Source organism: Desulfosudis oleivorans Hxd3, assembly GCF_000018405.1.
Taxonomy (GTDB): domain Bacteria; phylum Desulfobacterota; class Desulfobacteria; order Desulfobacterales; family Desulfosudaceae; genus Desulfosudis; species Desulfosudis oleivorans.
Window position 1 is genome coordinate 2,018,662 of record NC_009943.1, and the last position, 21,332, is coordinate 2,039,993.

16 protein-coding genes are annotated in these 21,332 nt (G+C 53.6%); 9 read left to right on the top strand and 7 right to left on the bottom strand.

The window, feature by feature from the left end; genetic code table 11:
• Nucleotides 1-60: 60 nt before the first annotated feature.
• Genes DOLE_RS08670 through DOLE_RS08680 form a run of 3 tightly spaced genes read right to left on the bottom strand, consistent with a single transcriptional unit; the run spans nucleotide 61 to nucleotide 5,476 of the window.
• Nucleotides 61-882, bottom strand: coding sequence for a nitroreductase family protein (locus tag DOLE_RS08670; protein ID WP_012175108.1), 822 nt, complete (start codon nucleotides 880-882; stop codon nucleotides 61-63).
• 45 nt (nucleotides 883-927) lie between these two features.
• Entirely contained in the window at nucleotides 928-3,192 is a 2,265-nt protein-coding gene (locus DOLE_RS08675) for a hypothetical protein (protein ID WP_012175109.1), read from the bottom strand.
• Nucleotides 3,193-3,214: 22 nt separating this feature from the next.
• Nucleotides 3,215-5,476 carry a tetratricopeptide repeat protein gene (locus DOLE_RS08680; protein WP_012175110.1) on the bottom strand — a complete coding sequence of 754 codons (2,262 nt, stop codon included), beginning with the start codon at nucleotides 5,474-5,476 and terminating at the stop codon, nucleotides 3,215-3,217.
• 157 nt (nucleotides 5,477-5,633) lie between these two features.
• Between DOLE_RS08680 and DOLE_RS08685 the strand changes: the two genes are divergently transcribed.
• On the top strand, nucleotides 5,634-5,912 hold the full coding sequence (locus DOLE_RS08685; protein WP_012175111.1) for a hypothetical protein: 279 nt from the start codon (nucleotides 5,634-5,636) through the stop codon (nucleotides 5,910-5,912).
• Nucleotides 5,913-5,972: 60 nt separating this feature from the next.
• The gene (locus DOLE_RS08690) at nucleotides 5,973-6,350 is read left to right on the top strand and encodes a hypothetical protein (RefSeq protein WP_012175112.1); all 378 of its coding nucleotides are present in this window, start codon (nucleotides 5,973-5,975) and stop codon (nucleotides 6,348-6,350) included.
• A gap of 9 nt (nucleotides 6,351-6,359) precedes the next feature.
• On the opposite strand, the gene DOLE_RS17325 is transcribed toward DOLE_RS08690, so the two are convergent.
• Entirely contained in the window at nucleotides 6,360-6,686 is a 327-nt protein-coding gene (locus tag DOLE_RS17325) for a DUF3783 domain-containing protein (protein ID WP_167320864.1), read from the bottom strand.
• Between the two features lie 408 nt (nucleotides 6,687-7,094).
• Here DOLE_RS17325 and DOLE_RS08700 point away from each other — a divergent pair, with 408 nt between their 5' ends.
• The 7 genes from DOLE_RS08700 to DOLE_RS08730 all read left to right on the top strand — a co-directional run bounded on the left by DOLE_RS08700 (nucleotide 7,095) and on the right by DOLE_RS08730 (nucleotide 13,249).
• Nucleotides 7,095-9,203, top strand: coding sequence for a 6-phosphofructokinase (locus DOLE_RS08700; RefSeq protein WP_012175114.1), 2,109 nt, complete (start codon nucleotides 7,095-7,097; stop codon nucleotides 9,201-9,203).
• Between the two features lie 29 nt (nucleotides 9,204-9,232).
• Nucleotides 9,233-10,315: a 4Fe-4S dicluster-binding protein gene (locus DOLE_RS08705; RefSeq protein WP_012175115.1), complete on the top strand. Its 1,083-nt coding sequence runs from the start codon at nucleotides 9,233-9,235 to the stop codon at nucleotides 10,313-10,315.
• Between the two features lie 99 nt (nucleotides 10,316-10,414).
• Nucleotides 10,415-11,557 (top strand): sensor histidine kinase, encoded by a 1,143-nt coding sequence (locus tag DOLE_RS17330; protein WP_012175116.1) that lies wholly within the window; start codon nucleotides 10,415-10,417, stop codon nucleotides 11,555-11,557.
• Nucleotides 11,558-11,796: 239 nt separating this feature from the next.
• The gene (locus DOLE_RS08715; protein ID WP_012175117.1) at nucleotides 11,797-12,045 is read left to right on the top strand and encodes an AbrB/MazE/SpoVT family DNA-binding domain-containing protein; all 249 of its coding nucleotides are present in this window, start codon (nucleotides 11,797-11,799) and stop codon (nucleotides 12,043-12,045) included.
• A complete protein-coding gene (locus tag DOLE_RS08720; protein WP_012175118.1) occupies nucleotides 12,042-12,443 on the top strand; it encodes a PIN domain-containing protein in 402 nt (133 codons plus the stop codon). Before DOLE_RS08715 ends, DOLE_RS08720 begins: the two co-directional genes overlap by 4 nt.
• Before the next feature lie 364 nt (nucleotides 12,444-12,807).
• A complete protein-coding gene (locus tag DOLE_RS08725) occupies nucleotides 12,808-13,011 on the top strand; it encodes a hypothetical protein (protein WP_012175119.1) in 204 nt (67 codons plus the stop codon).
• Nucleotides 12,983-13,249 carry a Txe/YoeB family addiction module toxin gene (locus DOLE_RS08730; protein ID WP_012175120.1) on the top strand — a complete coding sequence of 89 codons (267 nt, stop codon included), beginning with the start codon at nucleotides 12,983-12,985 and terminating at the stop codon, nucleotides 13,247-13,249. The genes DOLE_RS08725 and DOLE_RS08730 overlap by 29 nt, the downstream gene beginning before the upstream one ends.
• Before the next feature lie 423 nt (nucleotides 13,250-13,672).
• Here DOLE_RS08730 and DOLE_RS08735 read toward each other — a convergent pair whose 3' ends face one another.
• The 3 genes from DOLE_RS08735 to DOLE_RS08745 form a co-directional block, all read right to left on the bottom strand.
• Nucleotides 13,673-14,197, bottom strand: coding sequence for a transposase (locus DOLE_RS08735; protein ID WP_012175121.1), 525 nt, complete (start codon nucleotides 14,195-14,197; stop codon nucleotides 13,673-13,675).
• Nucleotides 14,198-14,291: 94 nt separating this feature from the next.
• Nucleotides 14,292-14,975 (bottom strand): tetratricopeptide repeat protein, encoded by a 684-nt coding sequence (locus DOLE_RS08740; RefSeq protein ID WP_041280449.1) that lies wholly within the window; start codon nucleotides 14,973-14,975, stop codon nucleotides 14,292-14,294.
• Between the two features lie 42 nt (nucleotides 14,976-15,017).
• Nucleotides 15,018-21,308 (bottom strand): toxin TcdB middle/N-terminal domain-containing protein, encoded by a 6,291-nt coding sequence (locus DOLE_RS08745; RefSeq protein WP_041280450.1) that lies wholly within the window; start codon nucleotides 21,306-21,308, stop codon nucleotides 15,018-15,020.
• Between the last annotated feature and the right edge of the window lie 24 nt (nucleotides 21,309-21,332).

Here is a 21,332-nt window from a genome sequence, read left to right on the forward strand (position 1 = left end):
GCCATCTGCCAACCGCGCACATAATCATGTTCCGGTATAAGCATCCCCCGCTGCAAACTCTCAGGCCCAGCGAATGACCGGCGCGTTTCGTTCCGGCATGCGGTGGTACTTGAATTTCGGGTGGCCCACCATCATGGCGCCGAAGTTCTTTTCACCTTCGGCCAGGCCCAGATCCGCCTGAAGCGGCTTCCAGGTCATGGCCGCGGCATTGAAAAATCCGTTCCAGCAGGCCCCCAGGCCAAAGGCGGGCACGGCCAGTTCCAGGTAGGTCAGGGCGATGGTGCAGGCGCTCTGGGAAGAGGGGTTGGCCGCAGGGCCGTTGGCCAGGATCAGATGGGGTGCGCCCCGGCTTACCACGTCCACGCCAAAGTCCCAGGCCCCCACCACCAGGTCAAAATGCATGGCTTTGGCCATGGCCGGTGCCGCGGACAGCATGTGGCGCATCCAGTCGATCACATGGCCGCTTAAGCGCCGCACTTCATCTTTATCGTAAATCACCTGCCACTGTACCGGCTGCATGTTGTGTCCTGACGGCGCGTATCGGGCGATGTGAATCAGTTTTTCAAGGGTCTGGCGGTCCACGGGTTTGTCCTTGTAGGTACGAATGGACCGGCGATAGCGCAGAAAATGTTCGGCCTGTTCCGGGGAGAGCAGCCATTCGGGTTTTACCGGCAGGCAGTCTTCAGGTTTCAGGTCGACATGGGAAAGCGCGCCGGTAGGGCAGACCGCCACGCAGTGGCCGCAACGGATACATACCGTTTCCGCGCCGGTCACCGGTGTCGGCACGCTGTCAGAGTTGATTTTGATAATCTTGACCGGGCACTCGGCCGCGCAGATGTTGTCCCGGTTGCATTTGTCCGCGTCAATGGTGAAAAGAGGCATGATTCTGTCCTTATCTTAAAAATTTACAGTACACAGCAACCGGTGTTATGGCTGCCGGGGCATGGCCGTATCAATCTCGCTTTTCAGAATAATACCGGACTCCACCTCATCATCCAGAAGGGCAAAAGGAAGGGCAACGCTTCGAATTTTTTTTCTGTCGATCAGATGGTCATCCGGTTTTTCCAGGTCCTTTTTTAACACAGTTTCCAGAAGATTGATATATTTGCGGGCGTTTCGAATAAAATGGGCCGGGGACTGAATCAGGGTGTAGCAGCCGGAAGCTGAATAAACGCCGATATTGAAGCGCGCCAGCCGCTCCACGTTCTGAATCGCTTCATGATAAAGAAAAAGAATCACTTTGGCGGTCCCCACGGTCACCTCGGGAAGGGTGTTCCACATGTATCCCGCAAGGATGCATTTTAAACTGGGGGAGTAGTTGGTCACGGAAACATCTTCAGCATATTCTTTCATCTGGTTGTTCAGCCTGTCCTGGAAAAACCGGTACGCGTCTTCGGACTCATCCCGAATCCAGCCGAGGATTTTAAAAGACTGCCTTGATGTGTCAAAAACAATATCCTGCTGGTCGGTCAACGTCCGGCTGCTCAGAAGGGTGTCCTCGTCTTTTTTCAGCATCATAATCAGAATTCCGGCCTGTCTGATCCAGAATTCGGCCCTCATGTCCGTAATCGACGCGATGGCTGAACTTTTATTAAACAGGCGCAACGCATTGTTCAGATGCGCCATGCTTTCCCGGATCGTCTCTTCCCGGGACAATGGACTCTTTTTCTTTCTGAAAGTGGCAATCAATTGAATCGCGCGGGTATAATACAGCAGGCCGGTTTCTGTGTGTGCTTCAGGCTCATCCGGATAGTGACGCGTCAGAATATCGGTCTCCCGGACAGACCGGTCAAAAAACGCTTCAGCCAGTTCCGGGTCTGACTGGTGCATGGACAGATAATGATAGATGACGCCCCGGCAGGTGCGTGCCACCATATGGCGCGGGTAAGAAGCCAGGATGGTGGAAAGCACTTCATTGGCCTCATGCAGCATCCGTTTGGCGATAAGGCTTCTGGCCACCTCAATGGCCAGGAGCGAATCCTGAGGAAATTTTCGAATGGCGGACAGGGCCTTGTTGCCGCCGGCTGAATGGTCCGGGAAAAAGAGTTCGTTCCGAAAGGCGTGATACGCCTCCTCTGTGGTGGGCATGACCCCCTCCTCAAGGAGCTGGGGGACAAAGTCGAAATAGAGGTAGGACCAGAAATGGTCTACATGCCACGCCCTTGTGTATGTTGTGCCTGGAAAGCCGGTGACCAGTTCATCAAATTCTTTATTAAACGTCACTTTGATGTCGGCGATATTAACGCACAGCCTGGCAAAATCGGTCATCCGTACAGGGGTGATGCCCGTTCTTTTCAGAGACAATAACGCCTGAATAAACTGACTCGCCTGGTCAAAAGGTCCCGCGCTGATGGCCACGATAATGGAGCATTGCCGGCTGCTGTGGTCGGAAAGGGCCCAGCGGATCGGCATCTGGTAGGCCAGGGCCAGGCTGCTGCGAATGGCTCTGGCATAGAGCCTGGGCTCACCGGATGGGCCCGGCGCCCTGGGAAGGTCCAGATGGGCCGTGGAAAGGGTGAACGATATTCTATGCGGCTCAATACGGGGCAGGTTCAGGTCGGCAATGCACTGGCGCAGTTCCGACTGCAGCCACTCCACGGCCTTGATATCCAGGATGCCGCCGGCGGCCTGAAGGGCAAAGGCGATGCGGACCCCTTCTTTTTCCTCAGCCGGTAACGGCTCAGCAGACCGGGTATCGGCCAGCGCCATGAGCATTTCATAGTTCCACCCCAGCTCCGGCCGCTTTGCCCCCAGCCAGAACGCCAGCAGCCGCAGAACATTTCTTTTTTTTGGCGTGTTGGGATGAAAGTCTTTTTTCAAACGGCTGAACATGGATGCCTGAACCGGCATCATGCAAAACCGGTTGGCATATGTGTTAAGGGATTCCAGCAGGCTGTTTACCGATCTTGTGCCAAGGACCTGGGCCAGCAGGTCGGAAAATGTCCGGCCTTCAATAGAAGCGGAAGAAGCTGGATTGGTTTCGAGAAATGCAAGAAAGGCGGCCTCGGTTTTTTCCCTTACCAGACCGGAATCCACCGCGTAAGAAAGCAGGGCCGGCATCACGTCGGAAAAGCCCTTGCGCATGTCCGCCTTGAAATCAGCATAAGCGGCAACCGACGGAAGCATACCGAGCAGGGCATATTTTGCGTTCCCGTTCTCTCCATTGCTGGTCTTTTGCTTTAAGTGGCGCATGCTTCCCCCGACGCTTTCTGTTTTATGGTTCTGTTTGAATGCCGGACTCGAGAATGATATCGGATTCCACCTCGTCATCCAGAAGGGCAAAGGGAAGGGCCACGCGTTGAATTTTTTTTCTGTCAATCAGGTGGTCATCCGGTTTTTCCAAATCATCTTTTAACAAGGATTCCAGGATGCTGATGTACTTACGGGCGTTCTCAATAAAATGGGCAGGGGACTGAATTACGGTATAGCACCCGGAAGCCGAATAGACGCCGATGTTAAAATGCGCCAGCCGCTCAGCATCCTGAATGGCATCCGCATACATGGCTATCATCAATTTGGCGAAAGCCACTGTTACAAAAGGGAGTGTGCTCCACAACTGTCCCGCAAAAATGCATTTTAAACCCGGTGTCCAATTGGTTACAGAGACGTCTTCTGAATACTGCTGCATCAGGTTGTATAGCCTGTCTGAGAAGAATTGATGCTCTTCGGGGGAGTCATCCCTGATCCAGCCGAGCGTTCTCCAGGAGATCTGAGATGTGTGGTAAATAATGTCGGACCGGTCGGTAATCGGCTCTCCGCTCATCAGAGCGTTTTCATCCTTCTGTAAGATACCGCGCAGGCTCATGGCAATTCGTTTCCAGAATTCGGCCCTCATGTCGGTTATCGGAGAAAGAACCGCCCCTTTGTTAAAAAAATGCAATGCAGTCTCCAATAGGCCCAAAGCCTGTTGAACGGTGTCTCCTTTTTTTAAATCCGGATTGCTTTGTTTTTTTCGGTAGATCCTTATCAATTGTACGGCCCTTGCGTAATAGACCAGTCCGGTTTCCGTGTAGACTTCGGCATCATCAGGATGCCACATCTCAATGAACGCGGCCTCTTGGATCGCCCTGGCAAAAAGATGCGCACTTATTTCCGGATCTGGTTGTTGTATGGACAGATATTGATAAATAGTCATTCTGCAGGCCCTTGCAACCATGTGATAAGGGTAAGAGGCCAGAATGACAGCCAAGACCTCATCTGCCTCATACAGCATCCGTTTGGCGATGAGTATTCTTGCGATTTCGATGATCAGCAGTGCATTTTGTGGGGATTTGCGCATCGCCGACAGAGCCTGGTTGTCTCCTGTCGCATGGTCCGGGGAAAAAACTGCGGCCCTGAATTCTTCATATGCGTCGCGTGTAGTGGGTAAAACATTTTCTCCCAGCAGGGGCGGTACAAAGTCGTAATAGAGGTAGGACCAGAAATAATCCACATGCCAGACGTTTAGATGTGTTTCATCCAAAAAACCCACGTTTAACTCTTCCGGCGTTTTGCGAAACACAATCTTGACGTCCGCCAGCTTGACACACAGCCTGGCAAAATCGGTCATCCGTACAGGGGTGATGCCCGTTCTTTTCAGAGACAATAACGCCTGAATAAACGGATCCGCCTGGTCAAAGGGCCCTGCGCTGATGGCCACGATAATGGAACACTGCCGGCTGCTGTGAGTGGAAAGGGCCCAGCGGATCGGCATCTGGTAGGCCAGGGCCAGGCTGCTGCGAATGGCCCTGGCATAGAGCCTGGGCTCACCGGATGGTCCCGGCGTCTTTGGAATATCAACATGGGCTGTGGAGAGGGTAAACGATATTCTATGCGGTTCAATATGGTGCAGGTTAAGATCAGAGAGGCACTGGCGCAGTTCCGTTTTCAGCCACTCCACGGCCTTGATGTCCAGGATGTCGCCGGCGGCCTGCAGGGCAAAAGTGATTCTGACCCCCTCTTTTTCCTCAACCGTTACCGGCTCAGCAGACCGGGTATCAGCCAGCTTTAACAGCATTTCATAGTTCCACCCCAGCTCCGGCCGCTTTGCCCCCAGCCAGAACGCCAGCAGCCGCAGGGCATTTCTTTTTTTGGGCGTGTTGGGATGAAAGTTTTTTTTCAAACGGCTGAACATGGATGCCTGAACCGGCATCATGCAAAACCGGTTGGCATATGTATTAAGGAATTCCAGCAGGCTGTTTACCGATCTCGTGCCAAGGACCTGGGCCAGCAGGTCGGAAAATGTCCGGCCTTCAATAGAAGCGGAAGAAGCTGGATTGGTTTCGAGAAATGCAAGAAAGGCGGCTTCGGTTTTTTCCCTTACCAGACCGGAATCCACCGCGTAAGAAAGCAGGGCCGGCATCACGTCGGAAAAGCCCTTGCGCATGTCCGCCTTGAAATCAGCATAAGCGTCAACCGACGGAAGCATACCGAGCAGGGCATTTTTTGCGTTTTTGGTACTGTTTTCGCAATTATTGCCTTTTTTCATGGAATGCATTTCATCTCCGCCTGCAATTTCATGACGTTTCACTGTGAAACACTGTTTTGTTTCATCAATGCTATTTGGCTTGCAATGATATCATCGGAAACTTAAAAATCAAGTATTACTGTCGACGCGTCGGCTATTCGGTTAACAGGCGCAACAAGGGGGGGCAATGAAAAGGGGAGGGCTTATTCTTGCGGGTATCTGGCTGGTGATTGTGGGGTTGACGCTTTCCGTGCTGGGTTACAACACAACCGTTCAGCCTTCAAATTCGAAAACGGTTTCGATTACCAGCCAGCATACTGCCGGTGGAATCGGTATGCAGCGAAACGGTCAGAACGCCCAGACCGCGGGCCTGGGCGTGTTCCTGCTGCCTGCGGGGGCCTCGATTTCGGTAGGAGGGCTCCTGCTGATGCTCAGTGCGTGGGGCCGGGATGACGAATCGGAGTGATCCGTTCTGTTTTCTCCTTGCGCAACGGTTGAAAAAGAAAAAACAGGTACGATACAGGAGATGGTTGTTGCATTAAGGGAGATAGAGGTTTTTGCGCTGGGTCATATCACGAGTGATGCGGTCGGCCTGTTTACGCGGTACCTGTCCGGCAATGAGTCTTTTGTCTTTGATGGTTCCCACCCGCCCAAAAGCATGGGCATGCACTCTTTTACCTACAATTATCCCGAACTCTCATCCGCACACTTCTGGCTTTTTTCAGTAACAATGGCGGTCTTTAAAGAGGCGGTCCAATCGGCCGGACCGGGATTTGTGGAACAAATTTTTCATGAACTGACCGTGGGGCTGCTTGGCCTCGACCTGGGCGGGACCCTGCCGGCCCCGCGTCTGTATGCGGAGCCGATCTTCTGCCCCGGCCATCCTATCTCTGGACGCGTTTAATAATTTCGGTCACGGCTGCTTTCGGTTTTCCATGGCCCGGCGTTCGGCGTCGAGTTCGGCCAGCAACTCCGAAAGGGGCCAGTTTTCCGAGGTGGGGGTCAGGGTGGCCCAGAGCGGACGGGGCAGGCCGCTTTCCCGGTAGGCGGTCAGTATCCGGTGCAGCTCCGCCTCGGTGATGCCGGACAGCACAATGGCCCGGGCCAGGCCGGGAGAATCGCCGCCCCTGCCGGACTGATCCGGCCGGTTTACAAGATCGCCGAGGCAAACCGTTCCATCGGTTTCTGTCGTGAAAATCATGGGAAGAGGGGAAAGCCCCATGTCGCCTGTCATTCGCATGAGCTTATCCTGATCCGCCGGCGAAAAACCGCAAACCAGCATTGCCCGCGGACCATATAGACTGCGGGTCGATGCCTCAACTTTTTTAAATGTTGTTCCGCTCATCTTACCTCCCTGGGTCTGCTTCTTATCCGTTATCTGCCTGGACGCCAGTTTCGATTAAACCAATTCAAAGATGTTTTTTTTCTTATCATAAACCGTCGTTTTCGCAAAGCGGCAGCGGCCGGTTCTCATCACGCACGGCCAAGGACGGCGCAGACAAACTGCTTGACACATCAAGGGCACGGCAAGTATTATTTTTACTGTCATGATTATGATATACTCAAAAAAATTTTCGCGGTGCCCGGCGGCATCGATTTTTATTTTTACGGTGACAATCGAGACATGATTCTGAACGGAGGGGTCTGAATGACAACGGAAGACGGACGCATGGCGGCTTTCCTTCAAAAAAAGGAGGTTCGTCAGGTCGTTGATAATGTCAGCAGGGAAGAGACGTTGCGCAAAAGCTTTCAGCCGGAACGGTGTGAGGCCTTTGCCGGCGCATACACAGCGGTGCGAACCGTTTCAGGGTTCAAGTTCAAGAAAAACAGGGAAGCGGAAAAACAGCTGCCCGATATCATCGATAATCCGGTGCAGCAGATTTACAGGGAAGATGCACCGGCAGAGGATTTCAAGGAAAAATACTGCCGGAAACAGACCATCGGCATTGTTTTTTCCGGCGGGCCGGCGCCGGGGGGGCATAATGTCATTGCCGGGCTTTTTGACGCGGCCAGGGCCGCCAACCCGGAAACCGTTATTTACGGCTTCATACTGGGGCCCGACGGTGTGATTGAGGGGGAGGCTGTTGAAATCACGCCGGAGATGGTGAACAACTACCGGAACACGGGCGGTTTTTCCATGATCAAGACCGGCCGCACCAAAATTGATACGCAGGAAAAAATGGCCCTGTCCAAAACGACCTGCGCCAAGTACGGCCTGAATGCGCTGGTGATCGTGGGCGGGGACGACTCCAACACCAATGCCGCCTTTCTGGCCCAGGCCATGCTGGAAGACGGGGTGCAGGTCATCGGCGTGCCCAAGACCATTGACGGTGATATACAGGTGCGGGACGACGAAGGCCGGGTGTTGTGCGCCATGTCTTTCGGGTTCCACTCCGCGGCCCGCGGGTTTGCCCGGCAGATCAGCAACCTGTGCACCGACTGCAGCTCGGATGTCAAGTACTGGCACGTGTGCAAGGTCATGGGCCGCGTGGCCAGCCATCTGGCCCTTGAGGTGGCGCTGCAGACCCATGCCAACATTACCCTCATCGGTGAAGACCTGGCCGATTACGTGGACCAGCGGCGTCTGGATGCCGCTGAAAAAGCGGGCACCATCGACTATACCGCCTACGGCATGACCCTGCGTCATCTCTCCCGTGTCATCTGCGATGCCATTGTGCGGCGCGCCGCAGTGGGAAAAAATTACGGGGTTATTGTAATACCCGAGGGTGTACTGGAATTTATCAATGAAATCCAGGTATTCATCATCAAACTCAACACGATTATCGGTGAGTACAATTATACCCACGACACCGACTTTCACACGGATTTCCTCCTTTTGGAAGACAAGCTCGACTACCTGCGGCGTCTGGCCCGTCGCTCCAGGGAAGAGGCGGACTTTTCCGTGTGGAACACCCGGGATGACGACCTGTTCAATGATATTCCGCCCTTCTTTCAGGAAGGCCTGCTCATGGAGCGGGACAGTCACGGCAACTTTCCCTTTTCCCAGGTGGAGACCGAAAGGGTGATCATGGAGCTGGTGACCGATTACCTGGAGCGGCTGATAGAGCAGGGGGAGTACAAAATCGGCATCAAAAACGTCTACTATGTTCAAACCATGCAGAAGGCCGGCATGGATCCTGATTACTACGGACCTTTTCTTTTCAGAAACTGGGGCCAGGACTACCTGCTGTTTCACGTCAGCATGATCTCCTTAAAAACCCTGACCAGTGAACTGACCCGGCAGGGCGCCATTCTCGATAATGAAAAAGTGCCCGGCCCCATTGAAAAGCTGTTTAAAAAGTCGATTCCCAAGTTCAAGACCCAGTACCATTTTTACGGTTATGACGGCCGGGGCAACGATCCCACCACCTTTGACTGTACCTACACCTACAACCTGGGCATGACCGTCTTCTCCCTGATTGCCAACGGTGCTACCGGCCAGATGGCGGCCATCAAGAACCTGGAAAAAGGGTTTGCCAAGTGGGTGCCCCTGGGCATTCCCATTGCACCGCTCATGCACCTTGAAGAACGAAAGGGCCGGCTGGAACTGGTCCTGGAAAAAAGCCTGGTGGATGTCCGGGCCCCGGCCTTTCAGGCGGTAAAGGCGCTTCGGGCGGCATGGCTCTGCGCCCGGTCTGAAGATGATCATTTCCGCAAGCCCGCCCCCATTTCACTGGAAGCCACCACCGAGGAGGACCGGCCCCTGACACTGACGCTCAACGCGTTTGCCGACGAATTCAAGCAGGCAAACGAATAACAACGACCGCTTGCCCCAAGGAGAACATAATGAACGACCCGGTATATCAACGTCTGGCCGAGGTACTGGACACCCTGCCCAACGGCTTTCCAAAAACCGACAGCGGCGTTGAAATCCGGCTGCTTCAGAAAATGTTTGAACCGGAAGAGGCCGATCTGTTCGGCGAAATGAAGCTCAAGTTTGAAACCGTGGACCAGATCGCGACCCGGACCAAACGGCCCAAGTCCGAACTGGCGTCACAGCTGGACAGCATGTGGCGCCGGGGCCTGCTGTTCGGTGTGGACCTGGGCGGGGTAAAGCTCTACAAGATGATGCCCTGGGTCTTCGGCCTGTATGAGTTTCACATTCAGCGCATGGACAAAGAGTTCGTGGAGCTGTGCGAGGCCTACGCGCCCCATTTCGGAAAACAGTTTTTCGAGAACGGCCCCAGCCTGATGCGGGTGGTGCCTGTTGAAAAAGAGATTTCCGCCGGCCAGCAGGCCCTTGCCTACGACCGGGTGTCGGCCATCATCGAAAACGGCCAGTCCTTCGGCGTCAACGAATGTATCTGCAAAAAAGAGCAGCACATGCTCGACAACGGGTGCGACAAGCCCCGGGAGGTGTGCCTGGCCGTGGCGCCGGTGCCGAACGTGTTTGACAACTCACCTTTGGGCATGCGGGTGATTTCCAAACAGGAGGCCTACGATATTCTGAAAACAGCCGAAGAGGCGGGCCTGGTCCACATGGCGGCCAATATGAAAAACGGCCAGTACTATATATGCAACTGCTGCGGGTGCTGCTGCGGCGTGCTGCGGGCCATCAACGAAATGGGCGCCCACAGCGCCGTTGTCTCCAATTATTACGCGGCCATTGACGCCGACGCGTGTATAGCGTGCGGGGTGTGCGCCGATGAGCGGTGCCAGGTCCACGCCATTGAAGCGGCCGATGATACCTATCGCGTTATCCGTGAAAAATGCATCGGCTGCGGCCTGTGTGTCTCCACCTGTCCTTCCGAGGCCATTGTCCTGGTTGAAAAGCCGAAGGATGAGCAGATTGATCCCCCGGAAAATGAAGATCACTGGTTCATGCTGAGGGGGCAGGCCAGGGGGGTGGATTTCAGCCGGTTTGTGTAGCCAGAAGACGCTCCGAAAGCTCGTTTCATCAGCGGCAGGCAGTAAAAAAAGCGCGGTCAACGCGGTTCTTACGACGCCCCACGGGGCGGGGAGGGAGCGATGGACACCCATTTTGCTTCTCCGGAACGGGCCGACAGGGATCAACTGGCAAAAGAGATCACACTGATCAGTGACAACGTGCTTGTGGACGGCCTGATGCGCCTGGTGCCGGGACTCTTCATGGTATTGAACCGGCACCGCCAGATCCTTGTGATCAACGAGGCCATGCTGGTCATGCTGAACGTGGGCAGCGCGCATGATGTGCTGGGCCTTCGGCCGGGGGAAGCGGTCCATTGCGTGCATGCCGGTGAGATGCCCGGCGGCTGCGGCACCTCCCAGTGCTGCGCCTCCTGCGGCGCCGCCATCGCCATTGTCACGGCCCTGTGTGAAAACACAACGGTTGAAAAGTATTGTACCCTTACCTTCCACCAGGAAAACCATGAGGCCCACCTTTACCTTTCGGTACGATGTACCCCGCTCTCCCTGAAGGGGGAGCTGTTTCTGCTGGTTTTTCTGCAGGACATCACCAGGCGCCAGAAAATGGCCTTTCTGACCCGTTCCTTTCTGCACGACATCAGCAACACCATTTCAGGGCTGATGGGCCTGCTTCAACATTATGAAAACGAAAAGAACAGCGAAGCCTCCCGCGCATCAAACCTGCTCCAGCGTGTTTCCCACCTTTCCACCCGGCTGGCCCGGGAGGTTGAAATTCATCGGCTTCTCTTCAGGCGGGAGCAGGGGGTTTACACGCCTCAGTGGGAACCGGTGACGGTACTGGAGATTTTAAAGGACATCGGCGATGCCTTTGCCGGTCATCCCGAGGCCCGGGACAAGGATCTGCTGTTTCCCCAGCCCAGCAGCGACCTCCAGCTGGTGCTTACCACTGACCGTTTTCTGTCGGTACGGGTGTTGTCCAATATGGTGTTAAACGCACTGGAAGCATCCAGTCCCGGCGACACCGTTCGCGTGTCGGTTTCACGGACCCTGGACCGGCTGACCTTTTCTGTTTGGAACAAAGGTTTTATTTCGCCTGAAATTGCCCGGCGGATTTTTGAGCGGGATTTTACCACCCATGCGGAAGAGGGCCGGGGCCTTGGCGCCTATACCATGAAACGGTTCGGCGAGGAGTGCCTGGGCGGAACGGTCGATTTTCTCACATCCCCCGAAAACGGGACCACCTTTTCCTTCACGGCTCCCATATAGTTTTTTTACTGTTGTTCCCTTAATTTCTACAGAAACCTTCTCTCCGGAGAAAAGAGCCCTGTTAAGAAAACTATGGTCCCCCCGGCATTCCCCCGGGAGCGCCGCACCCCAGTGCCGACAATGCTTCTCCCCGGGAGCGCCGCACCCAAGTGCGGCTGCCCCGAATATTTCACCATTGACTTTTTATGGTTTCCCCCTTACAGTCAGGTAAGGAAAAACAAGAAAGTAAGGAGTGTGCCATGCCGCTAGCCACTTTAACCGGTAAGGGCCAAATCACCATCCCCGTGTCGGTCCGGCAAGCCCTGGGCCTGCACGCGGGGGACAAGCTGGAATTTGTCCTTAACGAAAACGGCGAGGTTATCTGCAAGCCTGTTGTCAAAAGGGTGGATGATGTCTTCGGCCGGCTGCACAAGCCCGGGCGAAAGACGGTTTCAGTCGAGGCAATGGATGCCGCGATCCGGCGGAAACTACAGGAGCGGGCCAAATGAAGGCACTGGACACCAACCTGTTGATCCGCTTTCTTGTCAAAGACGACCAGCAACAGGCCGAAGCGGTTTATAACCTGTTCAAGGCAGCCGAAACAAACCGGGAATCCCTGTTTATTCCCCTGCTGGTGGTGCTTGAAACCATATGGGTGCTGGAGTCGGTCTATGGAACAACACGCGAAGAGATTCTCGATGTCCTGGAGGCCCTGATGATGATGCCCATTTTGACTTTTGAAGCGCAGCCTGTGATCCGGTATTTTATCGTGTCGGCCCGGGCGTCAAAAACCGAGCTTTCCGATCTCCTGATTGCCGCTTCAGCCCACCTGTCAGGCTGTGACCATGTGCTGACCTTTAACCGGGCGGCATCCAAATTCGATTTATTCGAACTGGTAAAAAAGTAAAGGGCCTGTAAAGCCCTGTCAATCAACAGACGCGCGCTATCCATACAATAAAAACCAAGAGCAGACCTTTTCGCCTTGGCCTTCGGGTCGCCCATGTCCCGGACTTCACGGGCGCTTCCCGGGAGCGCCGCACACCAGAGCCGACAATGCTTCTCCCCGGGAGCGCCGCACCCCAGTGCGGCAAAAGCCAAGAAGGCCCTGCCGGTGGCCGGACGATTTCCCCGCTTTCGGGCTTGACTATCATTGTTTGATGTCCAATAATGAAAAAAATAGAATGGCTTTTGCACCAGCGGCCCTGACCATGGGCCGATATGAATGCAGAGCAAGATAACCTCGACCGAGGTTACCGAAAAGAGGTTTTTTTATGGGACAGATTCAATACATTTCTGATGAACAGAACAAGGTCACCGGCGTGATTGTACCGATTGATCTCTGGCAGGAGATTCAATCGGAAAAAGAGACCGCCTATCTCCTTAAAAGCAAGGCCATGAAAAAGCGACTGCTGGCCGCCAAAAACCGCCAGGAGAATATCTCCTTTGATGACGCCTGTAAAAAACTTGGTGTTTGATCCTGCCGGGTTTGAAGACCTGTCCTGGTGGATTGAAAAAGACCGCAAAAAAGCCCTTCGCATCATCAAACTGATCAAAGAAGTTCAGCGCGACCCCTTTCATGGTGCCGGCAAACCGGAACCTTTAAAACATGAGCTTTCCGGTTGCTGGTCCCGACGGATTGACCAGGAACACCGGCTTGTCTATGAAGTGACAAAAGACACCATAAGAATACTGGCCTGCCGCTATCACTATTAAAAGCACTTTATCGAAATCAAAATCGAAACCCGGTGGTGGCAAAAAGCTTAAAAGCACCTTTTGATGCCTCAAAAGGTGCTTTTAAGCCTGTTTTAACGGTGTTATTTAACCTTTAGTTCATCTGTTCAGAATGTTAGCGTGGGCGACCCCAGCGCGGCGGTTGGAATTCAAGGCGCTTCCCGGGAGCGCCGCACCCCAGTGCGGCAAAAGCCAGGGCGTCCCGGTATAATATTTTTAAGGTCCAAAAGGACGTTTTAAGGCTGGAAAACCGCATCTACATTCAACATGCGTGCACGATACAACGACCTGGACGCCTCTCATCCATTGGCCAATGAGATTATCCAGAACGGGCTTGAAATCCTTTAACCCGAATATTCCATGAGTTGATTGGCCCAACGGCAAATTTTCAAAAAAAACTTGCTTTTAGATAAGTAAGGTGTCCTCGAAATTCTGTGGCTTTTGAATAAGTGCAGTCAGTGGTTCAGTTTTTACCAGTTTATCGTCCTGCTTTTTGATGTGAGCCGCCGCGCTGCTCCACTTCCACTTTGCCGGTGTTTCTACCAGTTTCGCCCGCACCGGATTCATCTCTATGTAACGGGCGCATGCCAGCAGATAGGCCTCATCCAGTATGTACGAAGCAAATCGCCCCTGCCACAGATGGCCTTTCCAGCCTTTCTGAAAATTGATTCGGCGGGTATACCGGCGATGGGCTTCACCAATCGCAAGCATTAGATTTTCGTGCGCAGGAGGAACGGCAATCAGATGAATATGGTTCGGCATCAGGCAATACGACCAGACCTCCACCCCATGCCTGTCGCACCACTCCGCCATCAGGTCGATATAGGCAGTATAATCATCATCAGAGAAAAAGGTCTTCTGACGCCGGTTGCCTCTCTGGGTAATATGGTGAGGCATGCCGGGAGCCACAACTCTTGCCAATCTTGCCATGAGCCGAATATATCCTTAGAAACCGGCGGCGCCATCAATTAAGTAAGGTGTCCCCGGAATTAGGCGGAATTGGGAATTCCTTAACTTTTACACCTTACCAACTCATATACCTAAGGCCTAGCATAGGTGGTTTTTTCATAGGTCCTTTTGTCTCCACACGCTTAATTTGTGATTTTATGTACCGCCTTAATCGATCTGAGTTAATTAAAGAATCCCTCATCCCCTTGAGATAGTGCTCGATAGCTTTTTCTCTATCTCCTATCGATTCATACAATACTGCTAAACGATAGTTTGCTACAAGATCCGTTGGCTTGATATTAATTGCATGTTTTAAATACTGGATAGCGCTAGTATTGTCCCCGTCTTTCACAAAAAGATCACTTGTTTTCAGTAAGATGATAAATTTTTTTGCATAATCCTGAGATATTTTTTCATCTTTTAATAGATTTAGGCATATTGTTTTTTGAGAATATCCTATCTGATTAAATTGATCGATATAATATTGAAAATATTTAAATACCCCATATTTTTGTATAATAACACGGCTAATTCTTTTTTCTAGTATGACTTCTCTATATTTATATTCAAAATCGCCTTGTCTATCACCCCAGAAAAGTCTGTATATAATAACCTGATCAATTAATAGGCATATCAATGGAAACCATGGACAATAGACGGGCAAAGGAGGTATCAACAACATAAGTAAGAGGCCTACTGCCATTGCTGCAGCAGAATGAGCAATCCAATATTTGATATAAAAAAAATAGGGTATTTTCATTATTATAAACCTTATTGTAATTCCATGGCTTTAACTTGTTCTTTAGTGCGACCCTGAAACGGTATGCCCCCATGGCTCATTTAAATAGTAATCTTGCCTAAGCCATATACCCGAAAATCCCCAAAGCGCAGTCTGTTCCCAATGAAGCGGATGCAAAGGGCCAGCATTGATCGCTTCTTCTAAACCTGAAACTTTTAACTGCCACTGTATTCGAGCCGCCATTCCTTCCATATCAGGCTTGATCGCCTCACCAATGGCGCCAATGGCATCTATTCCGCCTTCATATGTGCCTTCATATGGCTTTTTTCTCGCATATGGATTCATTCGTGGGTCATTATTGTTCTTACCATCATTCCACCACAATTTGGATAAGCTATCAAACATAGTCTGGTTCATATCATTGCAAATCATTGCAATTGCCGCCATTCTTGCGCCTTGAACAAACCCGTCTCCAAAGTCTCCTCCGCTCATTTCAGCGGCAACACCGCCAAACGTGCCGCCCAGCAGGGACCGTCCGCCCAGTTGGACTCCCCAGTTTTCCCCGTCAAGGTATTTCATGCCGGCGAATTTACCGACACCGGCGGACAGCCCGCCGATGACTGCTCCCTGGCCCACATCACCGCCGGTTACGGCAGCACTGATTCCACCGCCTACCATGCCACCCATAAAATGAACAGTTGCCTGTTTGGCGGCAGAGAAGGCATTAACCCCTTCACCCATTCCCGGTATACAATGTATTCCACCAAAAATCGCACCTTGTATCGCACCGGTTAGTGCGGCCTGGCCTATATCTCCTCCAGTGGCCGCTGCTACTGTCGCGTTGATGGCCGCTCCATAAGCCGCTCCTTTTACTACAGCAGCGATAATAATTGCATCATCAATTCCAAAAACATGCCCACTGGGATCCACATACACCAGCGGGTTGTTCCGGCAGTAGGTGTACCGGTTCAGGGTCTGTGGATCGGCAAAATTGGGGACAATGGTATCCGCCCGCGTAAACAGACCAATGGCCGGATCATAGAGCCTTGCGTTGTAGTTGTAAAGCCCGGTTTCAGAATCCTGTTCCTGGCCGGTGAATTTATAGGGGGTCGGGTCGTTTGTGCCGGGCTCTCTGTCCAGGCCATAGGGAAGGTAGCCAAAACCATAGGCGACCTGGCCGGTTTCGTCGGTCAGCACGGTGGTGCTGCCCAGGTGATCGGTATGAAAATAGCGCGTGGTGTCCGCGGCCCCCACAGTGGCGATCATGGCAATGCGGGCGTTGCCCGCAAAGATGTACTTGGTGGTCCGCACCGCTGCGCCGCTCGATTCCTCCACCTGAAAGGAGCCGGTGACATAGTAGATATCGTGAATGCCTGAAGCCTTGATGGCCCGTGCCCCGTCGCCGTCATAGGCGATTTCCGTGGCGCCGTGGGCGGAGTGGCCCACGTAAACCGGCATGCCGTCGGCATTGTATTCAATGGACCGGGTGGCGGGCTGGTTCGGGTCTGTAAAGTCCGGGGCCGATATCATGTTGCCGGTGGCGTCGTAATTATAGCCGTATTCCTGGCCGGTCTGGGTCATGCTGTCCAGGGTGAGGGTGTCCACCCCGTGGGCTGCCGGGCCGGAGGCATAGTCGTCAAAGTTCATCACAGAGGCTTGCGTGATGATGGACGGCACATTGCCGGTAACGGTTTCTGATGTGAGCCGGTGCAGCTTGTCGTAGGTGTAGTGGTATGTCATGCCCAGCAGGCCGTCGGCAATGGATGTCACGTCCCCGGCCTTTGAGTAGGTATAGGTGCGGTGCTGAAGAATAATGGGCTGCTGCGGGTCGTTTTTGTCTTCCGTGACAAACCCCACCAGCCGCCTGGAGGATTGGTCGTAGGTGTAGGTGTGATAGACCTCGTTGCCAAAACCCATCTGCTTGATGCGGCCGGAGGGGTCATAATCGGCATAGGCGGCATAGGTGTGAGGATTAAGGTCGTAGGCGCCTTTGACCTCTTTTAACAGGCCTGTGTTTGCGTAATAGTCGTAGCCCACCCAGAAGCCGTCCGGATAGTAGACCTCCTGTGGACGGCCCGTGATGTCGTAAGACGCGCCCGAGGTGTAGGTGCGGGGCGTACTGCCGGCCTTGGCCATCTCCTGGGTCACCTGGACCGGGTTGCCCATCTGGTCGTAAGCGTCGTACGTGGTGATTACATAGGGCGCCAGGGTGGAGACAAAGTTGGAGACCTGGTAGAGCCGGCCGATGCCGTTGGTGCCGGTGTCGTACGCATAGGTCACGTTGTTGCCGTTGGCTGAATATATCTTGTCCGTCACCCGGCCCAGTTCGTCATATTCAAAGCTCACCGCCTGGCCCATGGGGTCGGTCTGGGTGTCCAGGCTGCCGTTGGGGGTGTAGGTGTAGAACCACTCTCCCATGTCCGGGTCATTCATCGAGGTTTTCTGACCCAGGGTGTTGTATTCGATTGAGGTGACATTGCCCAGGTGGTCTTCCACCCGGGTCAGTTCGCCCACGGCGTTGTATTCATAGGTGGTGTAATACTGGGCGCCGCTGTCGTTGTATTCGACAACACCGATCAGGTTGCCCCGGCAGTCCTTGATATCTGTTTTTTTGCCGCCGTCCGGGTCGGTGATGGTGGTGGCAAGACCGCTGTATGAGAAGTTTGTGGCAATGGCGCCCAGGGCGCTGTCCCAGGTCTCTATTTTGACCGGCTTTTGCGGCATGTCCGGGTCATAGTAGGTCTGCACCTGGGGATAGGGCTCGTCGCCGTTAAAATAGGGGCCTTTTACAAGGTTCTGACGGCCATAGGCGTCGTAATAGAAGTCCGTAAGCACGGCTGTTGCCGTGGGCTGGCCCTCCACCAGCTTGATGCCCTTGGTCTTGGTCTTTATTCTTCTGCCAAGTCCGTCCATCCACGCATAAGCATAGATGCTGTCGCTGATATAGCCTTCGTACCCGACCCCGCCGTTGCCGTCTTTTACCCACACATCATTGGCGTCTTCCTTGACCAGGGAGATCACCTTGCGGGTGGCGGCATCGTCATCGTAAATATAGGCGATCTGGCCGAACTGGCCGGCGGTGTTGGGCGGCGCGTCAATGCGTTCTGTTCTGCCAAAGGGGTCGTAATGGTAGGTGGTGGTGTGGCCGTTTTCATCGGTTTCTGTTTTTACCTTGCCCCGGCGCAGGTCATAGGTCTTTTCAATAACATGAGACACGCCGTTGGTGGACGGCGCAATGATCCGGGTGGGAAAGGTGTGGGTGGTGGCATCGTATTCAAACACGGTTGGGGGGTTGTTTTCCGCGTCGGTTTCGGTTTCAAGATTGCCATAGGCGTCGTAGGTATACGAAAACATCGGGCTTGTGCCCGTGTCATTATACAGGGTTTTGGTTTCAAGGTTGCCGTTGCTGTCGTAGGTGTATGTGGTCTGGCGTTTTAAACCGCTTTGATTGCCGGAGAGGGTCTCTTCTGCCACGCGCCATGTCCAGCCACCCTGGTTTTCCAGTGTTTTTGTCGTGGTGATGGTTTCAAAGTTCACGCCGTCCGACCCGCAGGTGGAAACCGTGGTGGAAAGATCGAAAAACCCGCTTGACAGGGTGTCCTGATAGGTTGTCAGGTCCCGGGTAAAGGAGCTGACCCCGCCCACAGTGGTGTCTACCCGGGTTTTCCACAGGTAGACAAACGCGCAGGTCTCTTCGGTGTTAAGAAACGTTTTTTCCCATGAGTAGTCCACGTCACTGATCGGGTCGTTAACATCCGGGTTTGCCAGGGGAGACCATGTTTTTGCCCAGTTGATCCGGTTTTTCAACCATGTGTCGTCAATGATGAATTTTGTTTTCTGAAAGGTGCCGTCCGGCCCGGTCTGCATGGAGTATCGAAACCCCCGGAACTCCTTGTCCGGATAGTCATAATAGCCGTCTTCATAATCATAGGAAGTGGTGTAGGTGTTGCCACGGCCGTCGTCCGCGGTGATAGAGGACACGGTCTGAAGAACCATGGGCAGACACAGGTTGTCATAGGCGGAAGAGGGGGTATAGTCCAGGGTAAAGGTGCCGCCCATGCCGTTGTCGATCTCTTTGAGCAGGCCCACCGGGTTGGTGCGGGAAAGCCCCACATGCACACCGGCATACAGATACCAGTAGTCCAGCTTGCCGTCGCCGTTAAAATCAGCAAAATGGCGGTTACAGTCCGGAATATAGGTGGGAAGGGTCGCCCATGCGGCAAGCGGTTTGAAGTCATAGCCGGTGGACTGCCTTACCTTGATAATGTTTTCAGCATTATCCGACCGGAAAAAATCGGCCTTGCCGTCGCCGTCGATATCGGCAAACCCGAAACCGGCACGGTTGTTTGCTGTCGGTGTATAGGATGCCCATGTGCTTTCCTGAACAAACCCGACGTCCGGGTCACCGGAAGACAGGGCAATGCGGATGGAGCCATAGGGAACGGGCTGGCCATCATTTGAAGGGAAATACCAGAAGTCCTGCTTACCGTCCCCGTTAAAATCGGCAAACCCCCGCCACCATTGCAGGAGGGAAGTCCAGGCCCACGTCACGTATCCCAGATCGTGCCAGCGTTTTCGCGGGCCAAAGGTCTCGCCCTGGGAGAGCCTGGCATACAATCCGTAGGCGTTGGTATCAGGCGACACATAGATGTCCCACAGGTCTGCTTTACCGTCGCCGTTCAGGTCGGCAAAGCCATGTAAATATCCCCCGGTATAGTTGTTCTGCGAACCGGCCGGAAGCGTGGTACGCTGGGTGACAGAACCAAAACTGGAACCGTCTGAAAAGCCCACAAGCACCTTACGCTCATTGGTCACAAACCAGAAGTCCTGCATGCCGTCACCGTTGATATCATCCATGCCCCGGCAGTTGGAAAAACGACGGCCGGATTCCGGGTCGAAGCCGAAAGAACCAGTCAACGGAGTCGGCATGGGGGTAAAAGAGGCCCACTGCTGAGGGGCGCCAAAATCACTGCCGGTGGAGAGGCAGACCACCAGTTCCACGTTAAGAGGATACACAGGCAAACAAAAACCATCCGTGCATTGGAATTCCTGGTCGGTTGCGTATCTCAGGTACCAGAGGTCCAGTTTACCGTCCCGGTCCAGGTCGGCAAATCCCTTGCATTCCAGTGCCATGAGAAATGTCGGTGACCAGAAGGAATCCCCCCCCCCGATGATATTGTCCATGGTGGCCCATTTGGAGGCGGTTTTAAAACCGTCGCCTGCCGCATTGGCAAGCCTTACCCAGATTTCTAACGGGCCACTAATAGGAACATACCAGAAGTCGGCTCTGTTATCTCCGTTAAAGTCGGCAAAACCGTATGGCTGGCTGTATGGCACCTGTGCCCATGGTCCGCCGGACACCCATTCATTCGCCGCCCTGTAGTCGGCCTGCTCTTCGTAATATTCAAAGGTCTGGGCCGGAAGGGCATGTTCAATGCCGTCGTTATCATATCCATACTGGGTGACCGACGTAAGCAGGGACCGGCCGGTGTACATGCCGGTTTCCGGATTGTCGTAACCCAGCACATACTTTCTTACGGCTCTGTTATTACCCTTCACTTTGATGGCGGTCATCCGTTTTTGCATTCGGGCATCATCATTGAATGGATAAACATGCGGTTTATCCGGCCGGATTTCGTAACCAAAGATCACGGAGTTTTTGGGGGCGTCAAAGGTATTGGCGTTGCCGGTATACTTGATCTGATAAATGTAGACCGTGTTCTCATCAATGATGTAGTCAAAGGTCATGTAGTTGCCGTTGGTGTCGATCACGTAATCGAGGTACCAGACAACGGTTTTGTTGCAATAGGCGGATGACAGCCGGGAGTTTGCGGACTCGGAGGCGTCCCGGTAGCCGTAGAAATACCGGGTGCCGTTGGTGGCCGTGACCTCCCAGTAATCGTTGACGGCCCAGAGCCGGTACTTTGAAAAACCGCCTTCGATTTTTGCGCCAAACGTGTTGGTGCCCGGACGAGGGACCAGTTCGTCGGAGCCGTTGACCATGAAATCATCTGCCGAACAGTCCAGCCCGTCTTTCGTGGAGCGCTGGATAAAGGGGACGGCCAGTGACCAGCCAAGGCCGGCGACCCCGTCTTTTGCATAGCTGTTATAGTTGATGGACAGTTGAGGGGCAAGCCCGGCCCGGCCCGGCGGGACCGCAATCGGAATACTGGTGGATGCCGCGCCGGTGGATGCCATGGTCTGGGGCATGGCCTTGGCGCCGGTGTACAGGTAGGTCATCTCCTGGGTGGTGTCTGAGACATCGGCTGTTGCCGTGCCGGATACCAGGCACAATGCAAAGAAAAAAAGTCCGACCAGTAACCATTTGACTGAGGTTTCGATGTGCATCACCATTGGTCCCGTTCCTCTATATGTGTT

Excerpts from the sequence above, each read along its gene's own strand:
- DOLE_RS08740 (WP_041280449.1), bottom strand. The coding sequence starts at position 14,975 with ATGAAAATACCCTATTTTTTTTATATCAAATATTGGATTGCTCATTCT.
- DOLE_RS08675 (WP_012175109.1), bottom strand. The coding sequence starts at position 3,192 with ATGCGCCACTTAAAGCAAAAGACCAGCAATGGAGAGAACGGGAACGCA.
- DOLE_RS08745 (WP_041280450.1), bottom strand. The coding sequence starts at position 21,308 with ATGGTGATGCACATCGAAACCTCAGTCAAATGGTTACTGGTCGGACTT.
- DOLE_RS08730 (WP_012175120.1), top strand. The coding sequence starts at position 12,983 with ATGACGCCTGTAAAAAACTTGGTGTTTGATCCTGCCGGGTTTGAAGAC.
- DOLE_RS08700 (WP_012175114.1), top strand. The coding sequence starts at position 7,095 with ATGACAACGGAAGACGGACGCATGGCGGCTTTCCTTCAAAAAAAGGAG.
- DOLE_RS08690 (WP_012175112.1), top strand. The coding sequence starts at position 5,973 with ATGGTTGTTGCATTAAGGGAGATAGAGGTTTTTGCGCTGGGTCATATC.
- DOLE_RS17325 (WP_167320864.1), bottom strand. The coding sequence starts at position 6,686 with ATGCGAATGACAGGCGACATGGGGCTTTCCCCTCTTCCCATGATTTTC.
- DOLE_RS08735 (WP_012175121.1), bottom strand. The coding sequence starts at position 14,197 with ATGGCAAGATTGGCAAGAGTTGTGGCTCCCGGCATGCCTCACCATATT.
- DOLE_RS08715 (WP_012175117.1), top strand. The coding sequence starts at position 11,797 with ATGCCGCTAGCCACTTTAACCGGTAAGGGCCAAATCACCATCCCCGTG.
- DOLE_RS17330 (WP_012175116.1), top strand. The coding sequence starts at position 10,415 with ATGGACACCCATTTTGCTTCTCCGGAACGGGCCGACAGGGATCAACTG.
- DOLE_RS08725 (WP_012175119.1), top strand. The coding sequence starts at position 12,808 with ATGGGACAGATTCAATACATTTCTGATGAACAGAACAAGGTCACCGGC.
- DOLE_RS08685 (WP_012175111.1), top strand. The coding sequence starts at position 5,634 with ATGAAAAGGGGAGGGCTTATTCTTGCGGGTATCTGGCTGGTGATTGTG.
- DOLE_RS08680 (WP_012175110.1), bottom strand. The coding sequence starts at position 5,476 with ATGCATTCCATGAAAAAAGGCAATAATTGCGAAAACAGTACCAAAAAC.
- DOLE_RS08670 (WP_012175108.1), bottom strand. The coding sequence starts at position 882 with ATGCCTCTTTTCACCATTGACGCGGACAAATGCAACCGGGACAACATC.
- DOLE_RS08705 (WP_012175115.1), top strand. The coding sequence starts at position 9,233 with ATGAACGACCCGGTATATCAACGTCTGGCCGAGGTACTGGACACCCTG.
- DOLE_RS08720 (WP_012175118.1), top strand. The coding sequence starts at position 12,042 with ATGAAGGCACTGGACACCAACCTGTTGATCCGCTTTCTTGTCAAAGAC.